This window comes from Streptomyces guryensis, from assembly GCF_021261325.1.
GTDB classification, from domain to species: domain Bacteria; phylum Actinomycetota; class Actinomycetes; order Streptomycetales; family Streptomycetaceae; genus Streptomyces; species Streptomyces guryensis.
In genome coordinates, this window is the sequence record NZ_JAJSBI010000004.1 from 207,340 (window position 1) to 223,617 (window position 16,278).

Here is a 16,278-nt window from a genome sequence, read left to right on the forward strand (position 1 = left end):
GCGGACTTGAAACTCTTACCCCTTGTTCGCCGCCAGCACCATCTGCTTCAGCTTCGCAGGCGTCAGCGTCTGGTCCTGGAAGATGTTCTTGCCGTCGAGCAGCACGGTCGGTGTTCCGCTGAAACGGCCGGCCTTGAAGGCGGCGTTCGACTTGTCGACCCAACTGTCGTGCTTGCCGTCGTTGACGCACTTGCGGAAGGCCGCGGTGTCGAGGCCGCCCACCTTGCCCGACAGGTCGATCAGCTTGGCATTGTTCGCGAAGGTGTCGACGGTTTCCTTGGGCTGGTTCTCGTAGAGCACGTCGTGGTAGTCGCGGAACTTTCCGGCGTTCTGGGCGCAGGCGGCGGCATTGCCCGCGCGGAGGGAGCCGGTGCCGCCGAGGTTGCCGTCGATGAGCCGGACCAGGTGGTATTCGATTCTGAGCTTGCCGGAGTCGGTCAGCGCATGGAGTGTCGGGCGGTACACCGTCTCGAAGGCCTGGCAGGCCGGGCAGCGGAAGTCCTCCCAGATCGTCAGCGTCGGCTTGGCGCTGTCCTTGCCCACGGCGATCGCGAGGCCGTCCTTGCCCTGCGCCCCGGAAGGCGCCACGACCGGGCCCGAGCTCTTGTTCTTGTCCTTGCCCACGTTCGCGGCGACCACCCCGATCACCGCCGCGAGGCCCAGGACGCAGACGACGCTCGCGCCCACGATCAGCGTCCGCCGTCGCTTCTCCGCGGCCTTCTGCTTCTCACGCTCGACCGCCAGCCGCTCCCGGGCGGTGCGCTTTCCGTCACGGTTCTTCTCGCTCACACCCCCAGAACGAAGCCGGGGAGGCGCAATGCGCCTCCCCGGTCCCAGATCCACTCGTTCGGAGGACCCGCACGAAATGAGCGGACCCACATGAGATGAACTGCTCGGTCACGCCTCCCGGCGCACGCCCTTGGCGAGCTCGCCCGCGAGTGAGCGCACGGCCTCGACGCCGGCCGCGTCGTCCGGCGCGTCCAGCATCCGCTTGACGAAGGCCGAGCCGACGATCACGCCGTCGGCGAAGCCGGCCACCTCGGCGGCCTGCTCCGCGTTGGAGACACCGAGCCCGACGCAGACGGGCAGGCCGGAGCCGGTGGCACGGGTGCGCTCCACCAGGTCCTGGGCCTGTGCGCCCACCGACTCACGGGTACCGGTGACACCCATCAGCGAGGCGGCGTACACGAATCCGCTGCCCGCCGCGGTGATCTGCGCGAGCCGAGCGTCCTTGCTGCTGGGCGCGACCACGAAGACCGTGGCGAGCCCGTGCTTCTCGGCGTGCTCCCTCCACAGGGCCGACTCCTGCACGGGCAGGTCGGGCAGGATGCAGCCCGCGCCGCCGGCCTCGGCGAGCTCGGCGGTGAAGCGCTCGACGCCGTAGCGGTCGATCGGGTTCCAGTACGTCATCACCAGCACCGGCTTCCCGGTGGCCCCGTGCGCCTCCCGGACCGTACGCATGACGTCGGCGATCTTGACTCCGCCGCGCAGGGCGATGTCGTCCGCGGTCTGGATGACGGGGCCGTCGAGGACGGGGTCGCTGTGCGGCAGCCCGACCTCCACGACGTCCGCTCCGCCGTCGAAGACGGCCTTGATCGCCTCGATGCCGCCGTCCACGGTCGGGAACCCGGCCGGGAGGTAGGCGATGAGCGCGGCGCGGCCCTCGGCCCTGGCACCGGCGAGGGTGTCCGACAGCAGCTGGATGTTGCCGCTCACTTGGCGTCCCCCTCGATCTCGGCGAGGTCGGCGGCGTCGGCCGCGACCTCGGCGTCCGTGTCGTACAGGCCGAAGTAACGGGCGGCCGTGTCCATGTCCTTGTCGCCGCGGCCGGACAGGTTGACGACGATCAGGCCGTCCTTGCCCAGCTCCCTGCCGACCTCCAGCGCGCCGGCGAGGGCGTGTGCGCTCTCGATGGCAGGGATGATGCCCTCGGTGCGCGACAGCAGGCGCAGGGCCTGCATCGCCGCGTCGTCGGTGACCGCGCGGTACTCGCCGCGGCCGCTGTCCTTGAGGTAGGAGTGCTCGGGCCCGATGCCCGGGTAGTCCAGACCGGCCGAGATCGAGTACGGCTCGGTGATCTGGCCCTCCTCGTCCTGCAGGACGTAGGAGCGGGAGCCGTGCAGGATGCCGGGCTCGCCCGCGGTCAGCGTGGCCGCGTGCTCGCCGGTCTCGACGCCGTGGCCCGCGGGCTCGCAGCCGATGAGGCGGACGCCCGCGTCCGGGATGAAGGCGTGGAAGAGGCCGATGGCGTTGGAGCCGCCGCCGACACAGGCGACGGCCGCGTCGGGCAGGCGTCCGGCCTGCTCCAGCAGCTGGCGCCGGGCCTCGACGCCGATCACGCGGTGGAAGTCGCGGACCATGGCCGGGAAGGGGTGCGGGCCGGCGACCGTACCGAACAGGTAGTGGGTGTGGTCGACGTTGGCGACCCAGTCGCGGAAGGCCTCGTTGATGGCGTCCTTGAGCGTACGGCTGCCGGACTTCACCGCGACGACCTCGGCACCGAGCATGCGCATACGGGCCACGTTCAGGGCCTGGCGCCTGGTGTCGATCTCGCCCATGTAGATGGTGCACTCGAGACCGAACAGCGCGCAGGCCGTCGCCGTGGCGACGCCGTGCTGGCCGGCTCCGGTCTCGGCGATGACCCGGGTCTTGCCCATGCGCTTGGTGAGCAGGGCCTGGCCGAGCACGTTGTTGATCTTGTGCGAGCCGGTGTGGTTGAGGTCCTCGCGCTTGAGGAACACCCGGGCGCCACCGGCGTGTTCGGCGAAGCGGGGGACCTCGGTGAGGGAGCTGGGCCGGCCGGTGTAGTGGACCAGCAGGTCGTCGAGTTCGCGGGCGAACTCGGGGTCGTGCTTGGCCTTGTCGTACTCGACGGCCACCTCGTCCACGGCGGCGACGAGGGCCTCCGGGATGAACTTGCCGCCGAACGCGCCGAAGTAGCCTTCGGGGCTTGGAACTTGACCCTCGGGGTCGGGGATGAAGAACTCGCTGGGCATGCGGAAACCTCACGGTGAGTGTGTGGAATGACACTGACGCCGTGGGGCGGGAGGTTGTCAGTTGGCTGCGGGCCCGTTGGGGCTGGTCGCGCCTGCGCGGCGGTAGCCGCAGATCAAACAGAGCCCCGCGCCCCTGAAAGGCCGCTGCCATCGGCGGCCGTTGACCTGCCCAGGCTCGTCTCCGATGACGTATCGCACCCTGCGACCGTGCACGCGCCGTGCCGGTGCGCGGCAACCACGAGGGCGGCAGCCGCGCGCGAGGCGGGCGTACCGGTCCACGGTCGTCATGGTGAGAGTCATCGCCGCCACTCTACCGGGTGATCAGCTTCGCCCGTGCCGCAGTGCGGGGTGCTCACCGGCCGCCACCAGGTCCGAGACCGCGGACTTCGGGTCCTTGCCGGTGACCAGGGACTCGCCGACCAGGACCGCGTCGGCGCCGGCGTTGGCGTAGGCGATGAGGTCGTGGGGGCCGCGGACGCCGGACTCGGCGATCTTGACGATGCCCTCGGGGATCTCGGGGGCGACGCGCTCGAAGGTGCCGCGGTCGACCTCGAGGGTCTTGAGGTTGCGGGCGTTGATGCCGATGACCTTGGCGCCCGCGTCCACCGCGCGCTCGACCTCGTCCTCGTCGTGGACCTCGACGAGCGGGGTGAGGCCGATGGAGACGGCACGCTCGATGAGGGACTCCAGGGCGGGCTGGTCGAGGGCCGCGACGATCAGGAGGACGAGGTCGGCGCCGTACGCGCGGGCCTCCCACAGCTGGTACGAGGTGACGATGAAGTCCTTGCGCAGGACCGGGATGTCCACGCGGGCGCGGACCGCCTCCAGGTCGGCCAGCGAGCCGCCGAAGCGGCGCTGCTCGGTGAGGACGGAGATGACGGCCGCGCCGCCCGCCTCGTAGTCCGCGGCGAGGCCGGCCGGGTCGGCGATCGCGGCCAGGGCGCCCTTGGAGGGGCTGGAGCGCTTGACCTCGCAGATGACCTTCACACCGTCGCCGCGCAGTGCGGCCAGGCCGTCCTTGGCCGCGGGAGCCTTCGCCGCGCGCTCCTTGAGCTCGTCGAGGCTGACGCGCGCCTGCCGCTCCGCGAGGTCGGCACGGACTCCGTCGATGATCTCGTCGAGCACACTCACGCGAGCGGCCCCCTTCCAGACGGTTGACTGTTCAAGCGGTTGAGCCAAGCTGACCCAAGGGAAAAACAGATGGTCACTGCGATGGTATCCGGAGGGAGGCGTAGGCCTCACATCCGGTTGACGCCGGTCCCACTACCTGGACGTTCACTCATTGATCAAGGATGCAGCCAGCCACCGAACGGCAGGTTCCGGACAACCGTGAAGACCAGGGACAACGTCCCCAGCACCCACAGCTGCCGGCTCCCGAGCTCGATGCGCACCGGCCGTCCGCGCACCGCACGCACCACCCATACGGTCCACAGCACGGCGAAGCCCAGATAGCCGACCACGGCGAGGGCGTTGTCCTGGAGGGCCGCGAGGAAGTCCCCGTGGATGAAGGAGTGCGCGCTGCGCAGGCCGCCGCAGCCCGGGCAGTAGATGCCGGTGAGCCCGTAGAGGGGGCAGACGGGGTAGTGGCCGGGCTGGTACGGGTCGACCGCCCCCACGTAGGCGAAGGCCCCGGCGACGGCCGTCAGCACCCCGGCGGGGACGGCGAGCCGCGCCATCAGCGTGGGTTCGGCTTCGGACGGCGTCACGGGCCGGCTCTGGGCGTTCACGTCTCGCATTGTCCCCCGGGCGGGCGCCACGCACGCGTGAGGGGCGATCCGGCGCCGGATCGCCCCTCAGCGGCAGTCGTGCGCGAGTCAGCTCTTCGAGCTCACTGCGGCCTGGCTCTGCTCGAGCGCGTCCTGGAACGTCTGGTGCGCGTCCTTCGGCTGGCCCATGCCCATCGCGCTCATGATCCAGCCGACGATGCCGCCGACGACCACGATCGCCATGCCGGCCCAGAAGCCCACGGGCTGAGCCAACACCATGAAGGCACCCGAGACGCAGAAACCGATGAACGCGATAGTGACACCGGTCCAGGCGGCCGGGGTGTGACCGTGGCTGCTGCCCGCCATGACTTGCTCCTCGTTGCTGTTTACGTGTCTGAGCCGGACGCTCAACGGACATTGTCCCGCACGCGTACGCGTGCGCTGCTCGGGGGTCGCTCCTCGCGCGTGGCGGCGGGAGGGGTCACGCTCCGGTGGGGTCCTCGCCGCGGTCGAGCGCCTTCCAGATGTCCTCGGGGCGGTCGGGGTCCACGGCCTGCGCCCTGCGGCGGGGCCTCGGGGCGCCGTCGCGCTCGTAGCGGCCTGACATGGCGGGCCAGTTCCGGCCGTAGCGCAGGGCCAGGAGGCCCGCGACGAGGAGCAGGGCGCCGCCCACGGCTGCGACGTACGGCCAGGCGGTGTGGGAGAGGGCGTCGACGGTGGCCGAGGTGTCGCCGGCGGCCTGCGCGGCCTTCTCGTCGAGCGCGGAGGTGTCGGAGACGCCCAGCAGGGCCGCGGCGATGGTGCCGGCGCCGGAGAGCGCGAGCAGGGCCGAGACCAGCAGGCGGCCCGCCCTGCGGACGGCGAAGACGGCGACGAGCGCGGCGAGGCCCACTATCGCGAGCGCCGCGGGTACGCCCGTGACGTCGCTGCCCTTGGCGGTCAGCGGGAAGGCGCCGCCGGCCACCGTCGCGGTCCCCTCCGACCAGCGCTGACGGGTGGCCAGCAACGCCACGGCCGCGCCGAGCGCACCGCACAGCAGGGCAAGGGCGAGACTCCGGCGACCGGACCGCGCGGGTCCGTCGGCCTCGGAACGGGGGTGAGGAACAGCAGTCACGTACTCCACTATCGCCCGGACCCCGGGCGAACCGTCACCCGGGGTTCACGTGAGAAGCACCCCACTTGTCGCCGGAAGGGTCCTACTCGCCCAGTCGGTTGGCCGTGTGGACCGCGCGGAGCACGGCCGCCGCCTTGTTGCGGCACTCCTGGTCCTCGGCGACCGGGTCGGAGTCGGCGACGATGCCGGCGCCCGCCTGGACGTATGCCGTGCCGCCCCGCAGCAGGGCCGTGCGGATGGCGATGGCCGTGTCGGAGTCGCCCGCGAAGTCGAGGTAGCCGACGCAGCCGCCGTACAACCCGCGCCGGGACGGCTCGAGTTCGTCGATGATCTGCATCGCCCGGGGCTTGGGAGCACCGGAGAGGGTGCCGGCCGGGAAGCAGGCCGTCAGGACGTCGAAGGCGGTGCGGCCCCCGGCGACCTTGCCGGTGACCGTGGAGACGATGTGCATCACGTGCGAGTACCGCTCGACGGACATGAAGTCGACGACCTCGACCGAGCCGGGTTCGCAGACCCGTCCCAGGTCGTTGCGGCCCAGGTCGACGAGCATGAGGTGCTCGGCGCGCTCCTTGGGGTCGGCGAGCAGCTCGTCGGCGAGGGCCTGGTCCTCCTGCGGGGTGGCCCCACGGTGCCGTGTGCCGGCGATGGGATGGACCATCGCATGCCCGTCCTCGACCTTGACCAGGGCCTCCGGGGACGAGCCGACGACATCGAAGCCGTCGAAGCGGAAGAGGTACATGTACGGCGAGGGGTTCGTCGCCCGCAGCACCCGGTAGACGTCCAACGCGCTTGCCGTGCACGGTGTTTCGAAACGCTGGGAGGGGACCACCTGAAAGGCTTCGCCCGCCCGGATGCGCTCCTTGATGTCCTCGACGGCCTCCTGGAAGTCGGGGCCGCCCCACAGGGCCGTGTACTCGGGGAGCTCGGAGGGCGGGAGGACGGCGGGCGGCTGGGCGACCGCCCGCGAGAGGTCGGCCTCCATGGCGTCCAGGCGGGCGACCGCGTCGGCGTGGGCCTCGTCGACGCCCGTGTCGAGGTCGTTGTGGTTGATCGCGTTGGCGATCAGCAGGACCGAGCCCTCCCAGTGGTCCATGACGGCGAGGTCGCTGGTCAGGAGCATGGTCAGCTCGGGGAGCCGGAGGTCGTCCCGCTCGCCGGGGCCGATCTTCTCAAGGCGGCGCACGATGTCGTAGCCGAGATAGCCGACCATGCCGCCGGTGAAGGGCGGCATGCCCTCCTGGTGCGGGGTGTGCAGGGCCTCGATGGTGGCGCGCAGGGCGGCCAGCGGGTCGCCCTCCGCGGGGACGCCGACGGGCGGGGCGCCCAGCCAGTGGGCCTGCCCGTCGCGAGCCGTCAACGTCGCTGCCGAACGCACGCCGACGAAGGAGTAGCGGGACCAGGAGCGGCCGTTCTCCGCGGACTCCAGCAGGAAGGTGCCGGGGCGCTCGGCGGCGAGCTTGCGGTAGAGCGCGACCGGCGTGTCGCCGTCGGCGAGGAGCTTGCGGGTGACCGGGATGACCCGGCGGTCGGTGGCCAGCTTGCGGAACGTCTCGAGGTCCATGGCGGCTGACCTTACTGATCCGAGGCGGCGGCGCCGGAATCGGCGTCCTTGAGGAGCACGTCGGCGTCGAAGCAGGTGCGCGCGCCGGTGTGACAGGCGGCGCTGACCTGGTCGACCTTGACCAGCACGGTGTCGGCGTCGCAGTCGAGGGCGACCGACCTGACCCACTGGAAGTGGCCGGAGGTGTCGCCCTTCACCCAGTACTCCTGGCGGCTGCGCGACCAGTACGTGCAGCGGCCGGTGGTGAGGGTGCGGTGCAGCGCCTCGTCGTCCATCCAGCCGAGCATGAGCACCTCTCCGGTGTCGTACTGCTGGGCGATGGCGGGTACGAGCCCGTCGGCGCTGCGCCTGAGGCGCGCGGCGATCTCCGGATCGAGGCTGCTGCTGGGGGACGGCGTGCTGGTCATAGGGGCCATTGTGCCGCGCGCCACTGACAGTGACGGGGCGGTGTCCACTGGGCGGACCTGGTACGTGGTCGTAGGCTGACTGCATGTCGACTTTCGCCAAGCGTGAACGACTTCTCCTGGCCGACCTGTTGGAGGCCGAGGGCCCCGACGCCCCGACCCTCTGCGAGGGCTGGCGCACCCGTGACATCGCCGCGCACGTGGTGGTGCGCGAGCGCCGCCCCGATGCCGCCGGCGGCATCCTGATCAAGCAACTCGCGCCTCGCCTGGAGCGGGTGATGGCGGAGTTCACCGCCAAGCCGTACGAGGAGCTGATCCAGCTCATCCGCACCGGCCCGCCCCGCTTCTCCCCGTTCCAGCTCAAGCAGGTCGACGAGTTGTCGAACACCGTCGAGTTCTACGTCCACACGGAGGACGTCCGCCGTGCGCAGCCGGACTGGACGCCGCGTGAGCTGGACCAGGTCTTCCAGGACACCCTGTGGTCCCGCCTGGAACGGTCGGCCCGTCTGATGGGCCGCAGCGCCCCCACCGGCCTGGTGCTGCGCCGCCCCGACGGTCAGACGGCGGTCGCCCACCGCGGGACCCCCGTGGTGACGGTGACCGGCGAGCCGTCGGAGCTGCTGCTGTTCTCCTACGGCCGGCAGAGCGCCGCCACGGTCGAGCTGGACGGCGACAAGGACGCGGTCGCGAAGCTGCATGAGGCGAAGCAGCTGGGCATCTGAAGCAGCTGTCCGAGGACCGAGGTCAGCGCGGCAGTTCGGCGCGGCGCAGGGCGGGGACGCACAGGGCTACGACCCCGCCTAGCCCGCAGACGGCCGCGCTGACGACGAAGACCGGGCCGGTGCCCCAGGCGCCGGCCACCGCGGCGAACAGCGGCATGGTCAGCGGGGCGATGCCGAGGCTGACCATGCCGGTGACCGAGGTGACCCGGCCGAGGTAGGCCGGGTCGGCCCGGGTCTGCAGCAGGGCGCTGGACAGAGCCCCGCTCAGCCCGGCGAGCAGGCCGATGACGAGAGCCACCCCGACGGCCGCGAAGACATTCGGGACATGTGCCAGGGCGCCGATGGCAACGCTTCCGGCGAGGACCGTGTAGGCGACGACGTGCCCGGCGTACGGCAGGCTGCCCCGCACCGTCAGCAGCAGCGAGGCGGCCCCCGCGCCTACCCCGAACCCGGCGATCACCCAGCCCATGCCGGAGGCGCCCCACCCGCGCTCGTCGGCCAGCAGGGTCACGCCGACGTTGAGCGGGCCGACGAAACCGAGGTCACCCAGGGCTATGGCCAGCGTCAGCGGGGCGAGGACACGGTGGCGGCGGATGTAGCCCAGCCCGTCGCGCAGGTCCCGCCAGGCGGTGTGACGTGCGCCGACCGCGTCGTCCGGAGGCAGATCCCGGATGCGTACGGAGATCAAGAGCGGTATCGACACCGCGATCAGCAGCCCGGCCAGCCCGAACGCGGCGGCCGCACCTCCCAGCGCCGCCCCCAGGCCGCCGAGCGGCGCGCCGACGACGTAACCGAAGCGGATCGCGAGCCCGCGCAGGCCCTGGACGCGCGTCAGCTGGCCCCTGCTGGTGATGCGCGGCGGCAGGGCGCCCACGGCGGGCATGAACACGGCGTCGACGGCGCCGAAGACCACGGCGAGCACGGCAAGCGGCCACAGACCGGGGCCGGTGAGAAACAGCAGGGCGGCCACGGCCAGCACGGCCGCGCAACGCACGGCGTCGCTGCCGATGACGACCTTCCGCGGTCCGAACCGGTCGGCGATCACTCCCCCGCCCAGCATCAGCAGGGTCCGGGGTACGGCGCTCGCTGCCATGACCATGCCTGCTTGCGAGGGCGATCCCGCCTGTACCGCGGCCCAGGACAGGGCCACGTAGTAGACGGCGTCGCCGACCATCGACGAGGTGTAGGCGGCGAGCCAGCGCAGGACGTTGGGATCGCGGTGGGCGGGTCTGTCCGAGACGGAGAGCGGGTGTAAGGCGGTCGTGGACACGGGAAGGGGTCCTCTCAGCTCAGACGCGAAACGGGAATCCGTACACATGCAGCGCTACGTTCTCGCGCTGTTCGGTGCCGCCGGCGGCCTCACGGGCGCGTCCCTGCTCGTCGTACTTCTTGAGCAGGTCCTGCAACTCCGCCTTCAGGTCGGCCAGTTCGGCGGCCGTCAGACGAAACAGTGACTCGCCGTCGTAGGCCGCCTCGTTCCACTCGGGCCCCCAGTGGGCACGCTCGTCGAGGTAGGTGAGGTACATCTCGGAGCGCTGTTCCAGGAAGAGTCGCGAGGCGGCAAGGTGCGCCGCCACTTTCTCCGGCGCGTCCTGGAAGTCCTCGTCGCGTACGGAGACGCCGTCCGAGGCCGGCTGCCACCAGCGCTCACGCGCGTCCCCGCTGCGCGGCTCCGCCTCCTCGATCAGCCCGTGCTCGGCGAGCTTGCGCAGGTGGTAGCTGACCAGGGAGACGGCCTCGTCAACCTGCTCGGCCAGGTGCGAGGCGGTGGCCACTTCGGCCACGAACAGCAGCCGGTAGAGCTTCAGACGGAGCGGATGGGCGAGTGCCTTGAGCGTGCCGAGTTCGGTGATCCGGCGGTTCTCCTTGCTTGCCATGCCCTCACCGTAAATACAAAAGAAAAGTTGCACAACTTATTTTGCGCAACTTATCTTTCGCATCTGCCGACGAGAAAGCCCCGGCCACCACCAGGCAGCCAGGGCTCGGACCACTAACGGACGGGGTGCCCCGCCTCCCGCAGCGCCTGCTTCACCTCGCCGATCCGCAGATCCCCGAAGTGGAAGACGGACGCCGCCAGCACCGCGTCCGCGCCCGCCCCGATGGCCGGCGGGAAGTCGGCGAGCCTGCCCGCGCCGCCCGAGGCGATCACCGGGACCGTCACGTGCTTGCGGACCGCGGCGATCATCTCCAGGTCGTAGCCGTCCTTCGTGCCGTCCGCGTCCATGGAGTTGAGCAGGATCTCGCCCGCGCCCAGTTCGGCGGCCCGGTGCGCCCACTCGACGGCGTCGATGCCGGTACCGCGACGGCCGCCGTGGGTGGTCACCTCGAAGGTGCCCTCGGCGGTGCGGCGCGCGTCCACCGACAGGACCAGCACCTGGCGGCCGAAGCGCTCCGCGATCTCGCGGATCAGGTCGGGACGGGCGATCGCGGCCGTGTTCACGCCCACCTTGTCGGCGCCGGCCCGCAGCAGCTTGTCCACGTCCTCGGCTGTGCGCACGCCGCCGCCGACGGTCAGCGGGATGAACACCTGCTCGGCCGTACGGCGCACCACGTCGTACGTCGTCTCGCGGTTGCCCGAGGACGCGGTGATGTCCAGGAACGTCAGCTCGTCGGCGCCCTCGGCGTCGTACACCTTGGCCATCTCGACGGGGTCGCCCGCGTCGCGCAGGTTCTGGAAGTTGACGCCCTTGACGACCCGGCCGTTGTCCACGTCCAGGCAGGGGATGACTCGGACCGCCAGGGTCATGAATCCACGGCTCCTCTGTATTGCCTCTGGCCTCGGAAGGCTTCCAGTTCCACTTCGACCAGGATGCGCGGGTCGACGAAACCCTCCACCACGAGAAGGGTCGAGACCGGGCGCACCGCGTCGAACAGCTCCTTGTGGGCCCGGCCCACGGCGTCCACGTCCCGCGCATGGGTCAGGTACATGCGCGTGAGGATCACGGACTCCACGCCGAGCCCGAGCTCGCCGATCGCCTCGATCGCGCCGGCGAAGGCCACCTTGGCCTGCTCGTACGGGTCGCCCTCGCCGTACAGCACGCTGCCCTTGAAGGACGTCGTTCCCGCCACCAGCACACGGTCGCCCGCCGCCACGGCCCGTGCGAAACCGAAGGACTCTTCCCAGGGACTTCCGCTCTGCACACGCCGTACGGCTTCGGACGTCATGAAGACACAGCCTCCAGTGCTTCTTCCAGGGTGAACGCCTTCGCGTACAGGGCCTTCCCGACGATGGAGCCCTCGACACCGAGGGGTACCAGCTCGGCGATGGCGCGGAGGTCGTCCAGGGACGACACGCCGCCGGACGCCACGACCGGGCGGTCGGTCGCCGCGCAGACGTTCTTCAGCAGCTCCAGGTTGGGGCCCTGCAGCGTGCCGTCCTTGGCGATGTCGGTGACGACGTACCGCGCGCAGCCCTCCTTGTTGAGGCGCTCCAGCGTCTCGTAGAGGTCTCCGCCGTCGCGGGTCCAGCCGCGGCCGCGCAGGGTCGTGCCGCGTACGTCGAGGCCCACCGCGATCTTGTCGCCGTGCTCGGCGATGACCTTGGCGACCCACTCCGGGGTCTCCAGGGCCGCCGTGCCGAGGTTCACCCGGGTGCAGCCGGTGGCCAGCGCGGCGGCCAGCGAAGCGTCGTCACGGATGCCTCCGGACAGCTCCACCTTGATGTCCATCGCCTTCGCGACCTCGGCGATCAGCGCGCGGTTGTCACCGGTGCCGAACGCGGCGTCCAGGTCGACCAGGTGCAGCCACTCGGCGCCCGACCGCTGCCAGGCGAGGGCGGCCTCCAGGGGGGAGCCGTACGAGGTCTCGGTCCCGGACTCGCCGTGCACGAGGCGTACGGCCTGGCCGTCGCGGACGTCGACGGCGGGGAGGAGTTCGAGCTTGGCCATGGTCTACAGGGTTCCGATCCAGTTGGTGAGCAGCTGCGCTCCGGCGTCGCCGGACTTCTCGGGGTGGAACTGGGTCGCCCACAGGGCGCCGTTCTCGACGGCCGCCACGAAGGGCTTGCCGTGCGTCGACCAGGTCACCCTGGGCGCGCGCATCGACGGGTTGTGCACTTCGAGGGACCAGTCGTGGACCGCGTACGAGTGCACGAAGTAGAAGCGGGCGTCCGTGTCCAGGCCGTCGAACAGCTCGGAGCCGGCCGGGGCCTCCACGGTGTTCCAGCCCATGTGGGGCACGATCTCGGCCTGCAGCGGCTCGACCGAGCCGGGCCACTCGCCGAGGCCCTCGGTCTCCACACCGTGCTCGATGCCGCGCGCGAACAGGATCTGCATGCCGACGCAGATGCCCATGACCGGGCGCCCGCCGGACAGCCGGCGGTCGATGATCCAGTCGCCGCGTGCCTCCTTGAGCCCCTGCATACAGGCGGCGAAGGCGCCGACGCCCGGCACCAGCAGGCCGTCGGCGTTCATGGCCCTGTCGAAGTCACGGCTTATCTCGACCTCGGCCCCCGTGCGGGCGAGGGCGCGCTCGGCGGACCGGACGTTCCCGAAGCCGTAGTCGAAGACGACGACCTTCTTCGAAGGAGCGCTCAACTCCACACCTCCAGACGCATGATCCCGGCGACCAGGCACATCGCGGCACCGATCGACAGCAGCACGATCAGCTGCTTCGGCATCCCCTGCTTGACGAAGGAGATGATGCCGCCGACCAGGAAGAGGCCGACAACGATCAGGATGGTCGACAGCCCGGTCACAGCGCGCCCTTCGTGGAGGGGAGAATGCCGGCGGCCCGCGGGTCGCGCTCGCTCGCGTAGCGCAGCGCTCTCGCCAGCGCCTTGAACTGGCACTCCACGATGTGGTGCGCGTTGCGCCCGTAGGGCACGTGCACGTGCAGCGCGATCTGGGCCTGCGCGACGAAGGACTCCAGGATGTGCCGGGTCATGGTGGTGTCGTACTCGCCGATCATCGGCGCCATGTTCTCGGGCTCGGTGTGCACGAGGTACGGGCGGCCGGACAGGTCGACGGTCACCTGGGCGAGCGACTCGTCCAGGGGCACCGTGCAGTTGCCGAACCGGTAGATCCCCACCTTGTCGCCGAGCGCCTGCTTGAAGGCGGCGCCGAGCGCGAGGGCGGTGTCCTCGATGGTGTGGTGCGAGTCGATGTGCAGGTCGCCCTCGGTCTTCACGGTCAGGTCGAACAGACCGTGCCGGCCGAGCTGGTCGAGCATGTGGTCGTAGAAGCCGACGCCTGTCGACACATCGACCTTGCCGCTGCCGTCGAGGTCTATCTCGACGAGCACCGACGTCTCCTTGGTGACCCGCTCGACTCTTCCAACGCGACCTTCGCGAGTCATGCGCTGTGCTCCTTCTTCAGTTCACTTACCGCGTCGAGGAACGCGTCGTTCTCTTCGGGGGTTCCGGCGGACACCCGCAGCCACCCCGGGATGCCGTTGTCCCGTACCAGCACACCCCGGTCGAGGATTTTCTGCCAGGCGGCGTGGGAGCCGCCCTCGTCGTCGAACCGCCCGAACTGTACGAAGTTCGCGTCGGACTCGACGACGTCGTAGCCGAGCGTGCGCAGCTCGCTCACCAGCCGGTCGCGCTCCGACTTCAGCTGCTCGACGTACTTCAGCAGCGTGTCGGTGTGCTCCAGGGCGGCCAGCGCGGTCGCCTGGGTGATCGCGGAGAGATGGTACGGCAGCCGTACGAGCTGGACGGCGTCGACGACGGCCGGGTGCGCGGCGAGGTAGCCGAGGCGCAGACCGGCCGCGCCGAAGGCCTTCGACATCGTCCGTGAGACGACGAGGTTCGGCCGGCCTTCGATGAGGGGCAGCAGCGAGTCGCCGTGGCTGAACTCGATGTACGCCTCGTCCACGATCACCACCGACGGCTTCGCCGCCTGCGCGGCCTCGTACAGCGCGAGGACCGTCTCGCGCGGAACCGCGTTGCCCGTCGGGTTGTTGGGGGTGGTGACGAAGACGACGTCCGGCTTGTTCTCGGCGATCCACCGCTCGGCGGCCGGAAGGTCGATCGTGAAGTCGGCGCCCCGCGGACCCGAGATCCAGCCGGTGCCGGTGCCGCGCGAGATGAGCGCGTGCATCGAGTACGACGGCTCGAAGCCGATCGCGGTGCGGCCCGGTCCGCCGAAGGTCTGCAGCAGCTGCTGGATGACCTCGTTGGAGCCGTTGGCGGCCCAGACGTTCGCCAGGCCGACCTCGTGGCCGCCGGTGTCCGTCAGGTACCTGGCGAGCTGGGTGCGCAGCTCGACGGCGTCGCGGTCCGGGTAGCGGTTGAGGTCACGGGCGGCCTCGCGGACGCGCTCGGTGATGCGCTCGACCAGCGCCTCGGGCAGCGGGTAGGGGTTCTCGTTGGTGTTCAGCCGTACGGGGACGTCCAACTGGGGCGCGCCATAAGGGGACTTGCCGCGCAGCTCGTCCCGTACGGGGAGATCGTCGATCCTCACGTCGCTCACTTGCTCTCGGGCACCTTCCAACCGAACCTCGCCTTGACCGCCGCACCGTGCGCGGGCAGGTCCTCCGCCTCCGCCAGCGTGACCACGTGATGCGCGACCTCCGCCAGCGCGTCCTTCGTGTAGTCGACGATGTGGATGCCGCGGAGGAAGGACTGGACGGACAGGCCCGAGGAGTGGCAGGCGCAACCACCGGTCGGGAGGACGTGGTTGGAGCCGGCCGCGTAGTCGCCGAGGGAGACCGGCGCCCAGGGGCCGATGAAGATCGCGCCGGCGTTCTTCACCCGGTCGGCCACGGCGGTGGCGTCCGCCGTCTGGATCTCCAGGTGCTCGGCGCCGTAGGCGTCGACGACCCTGAGGCCCTCGTCGATGCCGTCGACGAGGACGATCGCGGACTGCCGGCCAGCGAGCGCCGGGCGGATCCGGTCCTCGATGTGCTTGGTGGCCGCGACCTGCGGCTCCAGCTCCTTCTCGACCGCGTCGGCGAGCGCGACGGAGTCGGTGACCAGGACGGCGGCGGCCAGTGGGTCGTGCTCGGCCTGGCTGATCAGGTCGGAGGCGACGTGCACCGGGTCGGCCGTGTCGTCGGCGAGGACCGCGATCTCGGTCGGGCCGGCCTCGGCGTCGATACCGATCTTGCCGGTGAAGTGGCGCTTGGCGGCGGCGACCCAGATGTTGCCGGGGCCGGTGACCATGTTGGCGGGCGCGCAGGACTCGGTGCCGTGCGCGAACATCGCGACGGCGGTCGCGCCACCGGCCGCGTACACCTCGTCGACGCCGAGCAGCGCGCAGGCGGCGAGGATCGTCGGATGCGGGAGACCGCCGAACCCGGCCTGGGCAGGCGAGGCGAGGGCGATGGACTCGACGCCGGCCTCCTGTGCGGGCACCACGTTCATGACCACGGAGGAGGGGTAGACCGAGCGGCCGCCGGGAGCGTACAGCCCGACGCGCTCCACAGGCACCCACTTCTCGGTGACCGAGCCGCCCGGCACGACCTGGGTCGTGTGGGTCGTACGGCGCTGCTCGCGGTGGACGAGGCGGGCGCGCCGGATGGACTCCTCCAGGGCCGCGCGGACCGCCGGGTCGAGCTCCTCCAACGCGCGCGTGAGCGCCTCGGCAGGCACCCGGACCCGGTCCAGCCTGACCCCGTCGAACTTCTCGGCGAAGTCGATCAGCGCCGCGTCGCCCCGATGATGCACGGCTTCGCAGATCGGACGCACCTTCTCCAGGGCGGCCTGAACGTCGAAGTCGGCTCGGGGCAGCAGGTCGCGCAGGGCTGGGCCCTCGGGGAGGGCGTCGCCGCGCAGGTCGATTCGGGAGATCACATGCCCAATTCTCTCAGACGGTGGTCAGGCGTCGTCCGCG

At 70.8% G+C, this 16,278-nt stretch carries 21 protein-coding genes; 1 reads left to right on the forward strand and 20 read right to left on the reverse strand.

Features of this window, described 5'->3' with window-relative positions; all coding sequences use genetic code 11:
- Positions 1-15: 15 nt before the first annotated feature.
- From LJ657_RS10465 to hisI, 10 genes are all read right to left on the reverse strand, one after another.
- On the reverse strand, positions 16-789 hold the full coding sequence (locus LJ657_RS10465; protein WP_232648153.1) for a DsbA family protein: 774 nt from the start codon (positions 787-789) through the stop codon (positions 16-18).
- Between the two features lie 108 nt (positions 790-897).
- Positions 898-1,716, reverse strand: a complete 819-nt coding sequence (trpA, locus tag LJ657_RS10470; protein WP_232648154.1) for a tryptophan synthase subunit alpha — start codon at positions 1,714-1,716, stop codon at positions 898-900.
- Entirely contained in the window at positions 1,713-2,996 is a 1,284-nt protein-coding gene (trpB, locus tag LJ657_RS10475) for a tryptophan synthase subunit beta (RefSeq protein ID WP_232648155.1), read from the reverse strand. Before trpB ends, trpA begins: the two co-directional genes overlap by 4 nt.
- Before the next feature lie 57 nt (positions 2,997-3,053).
- On the reverse strand, positions 3,054-3,296 hold the full coding sequence (gene trpM, locus LJ657_RS48915; protein ID WP_372487893.1) for a tryptophan biosynthesis modulator TrpM: 243 nt from the start codon (positions 3,294-3,296) through the stop codon (positions 3,054-3,056).
- A gap of 21 nt (positions 3,297-3,317) precedes the next feature.
- Complete coding sequence (trpC, locus tag LJ657_RS10480) at positions 3,318-4,127, reverse strand: indole-3-glycerol phosphate synthase TrpC (RefSeq protein ID WP_232648156.1); 810 nt, start codon at positions 4,125-4,127, stop codon at positions 3,318-3,320.
- Between the two features lie 155 nt (positions 4,128-4,282).
- Positions 4,283-4,732 (reverse strand): DUF2752 domain-containing protein, encoded by a 450-nt coding sequence (locus LJ657_RS10485; RefSeq protein WP_232648157.1) that lies wholly within the window; start codon positions 4,730-4,732, stop codon positions 4,283-4,285.
- A gap of 78 nt (positions 4,733-4,810) precedes the next feature.
- On the reverse strand, positions 4,811-5,068 hold the full coding sequence (locus LJ657_RS10490) for an HGxxPAAW family protein (protein WP_232648158.1): 258 nt from the start codon (positions 5,066-5,068) through the stop codon (positions 4,811-4,813).
- Positions 5,069-5,183: 115 nt separating this feature from the next.
- Positions 5,184-5,825, reverse strand: a complete 642-nt coding sequence (locus LJ657_RS10495; RefSeq protein WP_232648159.1) for a TIGR02234 family membrane protein — start codon at positions 5,823-5,825, stop codon at positions 5,184-5,186.
- Positions 5,826-5,898: 73 nt separating this feature from the next.
- Positions 5,899-7,377, reverse strand: a complete 1,479-nt coding sequence (locus LJ657_RS10500; protein ID WP_232648160.1) for an anthranilate synthase component I — start codon at positions 7,375-7,377, stop codon at positions 5,899-5,901.
- Positions 7,378-7,388: 11 nt separating this feature from the next.
- Positions 7,389-7,784: a phosphoribosyl-AMP cyclohydrolase gene (hisI, locus tag LJ657_RS10505; protein WP_232648161.1), complete on the reverse strand. Its 396-nt coding sequence runs from the start codon at positions 7,782-7,784 to the stop codon at positions 7,389-7,391.
- Between the two features lie 83 nt (positions 7,785-7,867).
- On the opposite strand from hisI, the gene LJ657_RS10510 reads away from it, so the two are divergent.
- Entirely contained in the window at positions 7,868-8,503 is a 636-nt protein-coding gene (locus LJ657_RS10510; RefSeq protein WP_232648162.1) for a TIGR03085 family metal-binding protein, read from the forward strand.
- Between the two features lie 22 nt (positions 8,504-8,525).
- Here LJ657_RS10510 and LJ657_RS10515 read toward each other — a convergent pair whose 3' ends face one another.
- From LJ657_RS10515 to hisD, 10 genes are all read right to left on the reverse strand, one after another.
- Positions 8,526-9,773, reverse strand: coding sequence for an MFS transporter (locus LJ657_RS10515; protein ID WP_232648163.1), 1,248 nt, complete (start codon positions 9,771-9,773; stop codon positions 8,526-8,528).
- Positions 9,774-9,792: 19 nt separating this feature from the next.
- A complete protein-coding gene (locus tag LJ657_RS10520; RefSeq protein ID WP_232648164.1) occupies positions 9,793-10,380 on the reverse strand; it encodes an ArsR/SmtB family transcription factor in 588 nt (195 codons plus the stop codon).
- A gap of 113 nt (positions 10,381-10,493) precedes the next feature.
- Positions 10,494-11,249, reverse strand: coding sequence for an imidazole glycerol phosphate synthase subunit HisF (gene hisF, locus LJ657_RS10525; RefSeq protein WP_232648165.1), 756 nt, complete (start codon positions 11,247-11,249; stop codon positions 10,494-10,496).
- Complete coding sequence (locus tag LJ657_RS10530) at positions 11,246-11,668, reverse strand: RidA family protein (protein WP_232648166.1); 423 nt, start codon at positions 11,666-11,668, stop codon at positions 11,246-11,248. The genes hisF and LJ657_RS10530 overlap by 4 nt, the downstream gene beginning before the upstream one ends.
- A complete protein-coding gene (gene priA, locus LJ657_RS10535; RefSeq protein WP_232648167.1) occupies positions 11,665-12,390 on the reverse strand; it encodes a bifunctional 1-(5-phosphoribosyl)-5-((5-phosphoribosylamino)methylideneamino)imidazole-4-carboxamide isomerase/phosphoribosylanthranilate isomerase PriA in 726 nt (241 codons plus the stop codon). Before priA ends, LJ657_RS10530 begins: the two co-directional genes overlap by 4 nt.
- A 3-nt stretch (positions 12,391-12,393) precedes the next feature.
- Positions 12,394-13,038: an imidazole glycerol phosphate synthase subunit HisH gene (hisH, locus tag LJ657_RS10540; protein ID WP_232648168.1), complete on the reverse strand. Its 645-nt coding sequence runs from the start codon at positions 13,036-13,038 to the stop codon at positions 12,394-12,396.
- Complete coding sequence (locus LJ657_RS10545) at positions 13,035-13,199, reverse strand: CG2302 family histidine operon protein (protein WP_232648169.1); 165 nt, start codon at positions 13,197-13,199, stop codon at positions 13,035-13,037. The genes hisH and LJ657_RS10545 overlap by 4 nt, the downstream gene beginning before the upstream one ends.
- On the reverse strand, positions 13,196-13,798 hold the full coding sequence (gene hisB, locus LJ657_RS10550; RefSeq protein ID WP_232648170.1) for an imidazoleglycerol-phosphate dehydratase HisB: 603 nt from the start codon (positions 13,796-13,798) through the stop codon (positions 13,196-13,198). The genes LJ657_RS10545 and hisB overlap by 4 nt, the downstream gene beginning before the upstream one ends.
- Positions 13,795-14,916: a histidinol-phosphate transaminase gene (locus tag LJ657_RS10555; protein ID WP_232648171.1), complete on the reverse strand. Its 1,122-nt coding sequence runs from the start codon at positions 14,914-14,916 to the stop codon at positions 13,795-13,797. The genes hisB and LJ657_RS10555 overlap by 4 nt, the downstream gene beginning before the upstream one ends.
- A complete protein-coding gene (gene hisD, locus LJ657_RS10560; protein ID WP_232648172.1) occupies positions 14,913-16,238 on the reverse strand; it encodes a histidinol dehydrogenase in 1,326 nt (441 codons plus the stop codon). The genes LJ657_RS10555 and hisD overlap by 4 nt, the downstream gene beginning before the upstream one ends.
- Between the last annotated feature and the right edge of the window lie 40 nt (positions 16,239-16,278).

Bases quoted from the DNA above. Each gene is read 5' to 3' on its own strand.
- trpB (WP_232648155.1), bottom strand. From the start codon at position 2,996: ATGCCCAGCGAGTTCTTCATCCCCGACCCCGAGGGTCAAGTTCCAAGC.
- trpM (WP_372487893.1), bottom strand. From the start codon at position 3,296: ATGACTCTCACCATGACGACCGTGGACCGGTACGCCCGCCTCGCGCGC.
- LJ657_RS10485 (WP_232648157.1), bottom strand. From the start codon at position 4,732: ATGCGAGACGTGAACGCCCAGAGCCGGCCCGTGACGCCGTCCGAAGCC.
- LJ657_RS10490 (WP_232648158.1), bottom strand. From the start codon at position 5,068: ATGGCGGGCAGCAGCCACGGTCACACCCCGGCCGCCTGGACCGGTGTC.
- LJ657_RS10500 (WP_232648160.1), bottom strand. From the start codon at position 7,377: ATGGACCTCGAGACGTTCCGCAAGCTGGCCACCGACCGCCGGGTCATC.
- hisI (WP_232648161.1), bottom strand. From the start codon at position 7,784: ATGACCAGCACGCCGTCCCCCAGCAGCAGCCTCGATCCGGAGATCGCC.
- LJ657_RS10510 (WP_232648162.1), top strand. From the start codon at position 7,868: ATGTCGACTTTCGCCAAGCGTGAACGACTTCTCCTGGCCGACCTGTTG.
- LJ657_RS10520 (WP_232648164.1), bottom strand. From the start codon at position 10,380: ATGGCAAGCAAGGAGAACCGCCGGATCACCGAACTCGGCACGCTCAAG.
- hisF (WP_232648165.1), bottom strand. From the start codon at position 11,249: ATGACCCTGGCGGTCCGAGTCATCCCCTGCCTGGACGTGGACAACGGC.
- LJ657_RS10530 (WP_232648166.1), bottom strand. From the start codon at position 11,668: ATGACGTCCGAAGCCGTACGGCGTGTGCAGAGCGGAAGTCCCTGGGAA.
- priA (WP_232648167.1), bottom strand. From the start codon at position 12,390: ATGGCCAAGCTCGAACTCCTCCCCGCCGTCGACGTCCGCGACGGCCAG.
- hisB (WP_232648170.1), bottom strand. From the start codon at position 13,798: ATGACTCGCGAAGGTCGCGTTGGAAGAGTCGAGCGGGTCACCAAGGAG.